The organism is Pseudoalteromonas sp. PA2MD11 (genome assembly GCF_017808125.1).
Lineage (GTDB): Bacteria > Pseudomonadota > Gammaproteobacteria > Enterobacterales > Alteromonadaceae > Pseudoalteromonas > Pseudoalteromonas simplex.
Window position 1 is genome coordinate 1 of sequence record NZ_JADKNF010000032.1, and the last position, 2,638, is coordinate 2,638.

Annotated in this window: 1 protein-coding gene; it reads left to right on the forward strand. The window is 42.4% G+C overall.

All coding sequences use genetic code 11. From position 1 onward, the window contains the following. The first annotated feature begins 404 nt into the window (after positions 1–404). Complete coding sequence (locus tag ISP07_RS20330) at positions 405–2,477, forward strand: M13 family metallopeptidase (RefSeq protein WP_209328708.1); 2,073 nt, start codon at positions 405–407, stop codon at positions 2,475–2,477. Positions 2,478–2,638 lie beyond the last annotated feature (161 nt).

Sequence of the window (2,638 nt, forward strand, 5' to 3'; positions counted from 1 at the left end):
TTATGAGCCCGCATATAAGCACGCAGTCTGACAAAATTAACGAAGGGTATTGTGCAATAGGAGGAGTCCATATAAGGTACTTTAGTGCCGAAAAACAATTCACGGCTAAAGCCGTTCCTACGTTTTGATGTTGGCGTGAAATTGTAGCAGCGGGATTATCCCGCGTTATCTTTTGTATATCGCGCGATGTAAAATCGCGCCTACAATGCAACCACTAACCACTTAACCTCCCCCTCTCATCGCTCAAAAATGCGGCTTATCTTGTTTTGATAAGAATTGTTACATATTCGGTTTTGTTGTTTTGCTCGAGAGGTTTATTATGGAAACAGCGAAAAACTAACTGTTGGTATGGTTTACTCGTTTTTCGATAAATACTTTATAAATTAAATTGGTACGGGAACCCCATGAGAAAAGTAACACTTACCGCGGCAAGTATTGCACTTGCGCTCGGTCTTGTTGGTTGTGGTGAAAAAGAACAAGAAACTAAAGCACCAGCAACTGCGACCGTCACTGAAGCAAAAGCACCTTTAAACTCTGGCATTGAACTGGCGAACATGGACAAATCTGTTCGCGCACAAGATGATTTTTACTATCACGTAAACGGCGAATGGTTAGAGAAAACTGAAATTCCAGGTGATAAATCAAACTACGGCTCATTCACTCAGCTTTACGATGATTCGCAAAAAGCGATGAAAGAAGTACTAGAAAAAGCAGCGGCTAATAAAGACGTTAAGCCAGGCTCTGATGAAGCTAAATTAGCTGCATTCTACAACAGCTACATGGACGAAGCAGGTCGTGAAGCGGCAGGTATCAAGCCATTAACACCAGTGCTAGAAAGCGTTGATGCAGTGAAGAACAAGTCAGATCTTGTTGCTTTAATGGCTGAACTTCGCATTAAAGGTGGTAGTTTACCGTTTGGTTGGTACGTAAACAACGACGCGAAAAACTCTAGCGAAAACGCGATGTATGTTTATCAGTCTGGTTTAGGTTTGCCAGATCGCGACTACTACTTAAAAGATGAAGAAAAATTCACAAAAATTCGTGAAGCTTACCAAGCATACGTAACAGCAATCTTAAGCAAGGCCGGTGTTGCTGATGCAGAATCTGCGGCTAAAGCAATTATTGATCTTGAAACAAGCATTGCCGATGCGCAGTGGAGCCGTGTAGAAAGTCGTGATGCGACTAAATCTTACAATAAGATGAGCGTTGCAGATGCAAACAAACTTACAGGTGAGTTTGATTTTGCAGCTTACCTTGATGCATCAGGTATCAAAACTGACGATGTAATCATTCGCCAACCTAGCTACCTAGAAAAATTCGCAGGTATCTACAACGATACTGACTTAGCAACGTGGCAGAACTACCTTAAGTTCCACTTTGTTAGCAACTATGCTCGCCTATTAGATAAAGAGCTAGTAGACCTTAACTTTGATTTCTACAGCACAACACTACGCGGTGTTACAGAGCAATCTCCACTTTGGAAAAAAGCGGTTGATGCATCAAACGGTGTATTAGGCGAAATTCTAGGTAAAGTATACGTTAAAGAAAACTTCCCGCCTGAAGCGAAAGCGCGCATGGAAGAGCTAGTAGATAACGTAATCAAAGGTTATGCAGTTGCGATTGAAAACCTTGAGTGGATGAGCCCAGAAACAAAAATCGCGGCTAAAGAAAAGCTTGATAAGTTCACGCCAAAAATCGGTTACCCAGATAAATGGAAAGACTATTCTGCACTTGAAGTTAAAGGTGATGACTTAGTAGGTAACTACATTCGCCACAGCGAGTGGGAATATGCAGACATGACTGCAAAACTTGGTAAGCCAGTTGACCGTTCTGAGTGGCACATGACACCACAAACAGTTAACGCTTACTACAACCCTGTGAACAACGAAATCGTATTCCCAGCGGCTATCTTACAACCGCCATTCTTTAACCTAGAAGCTGACGATGCTGTTAACTACGGTGCAATCGGTGCGGTAATCGGCCACGAATTAGGTCACGGCTTTGATGACCAAGGTGCGAAGTACGATGGTGACGGTAACTTACGCAACTGGTGGAGCGAATCAGACCTTAAACAGTTTGAAGAGCGCACAGGTCAGCTAGTTGCTCAATATAACGAGTACAAACCATTTGAAGATGCAAGCGTTAATGGTCAGCTTACATTAGGTGAAAACATTGGCGACTTAGGCGGCTTAACTGTTGCTTATACAGCATACCAGTTATCACTTGGTGATGAAAAAGCGCCTATTATTGATGGTTACACAGGTGATCAGCGTTTCTTCATGGGTTGGTCGCAAATTTGGCGTCGTAAATATCGTGACGAAGAGTTACGTAACCGCCTAATGACAGACCCTCATTCACCAAGCCATTACCGTGTAATCGGTATTCTTTCAAACATGCCAGAATTCTATCAGGCATTTGATGTGAAAGAAGGTGACAAAATGTATATCAAACCAGAAGATCGCGTAAAAATCTGGTAATTGATTATCGATTTTTAAAAAAGGCTCTGAGTGAACGCTCAGAGCCTTTTTTGTTTGGAGCTGTCAGCTTTGATGTAGGAAGTGTTTTAACGCCGAAATTATAGATAATTGTTGTGCGCGATATTCACGGCTAAAGCCGTTCCTACGGGGTTGTAGGAGGG

Coding starts and splice junctions, on each gene's coding strand:
- ISP07_RS20330 (WP_209328708.1), top strand. CDS start 405: ATGAGAAAAGTAACACTTACCGCGGCAAGTATTGCACTTGCGCTCGGT.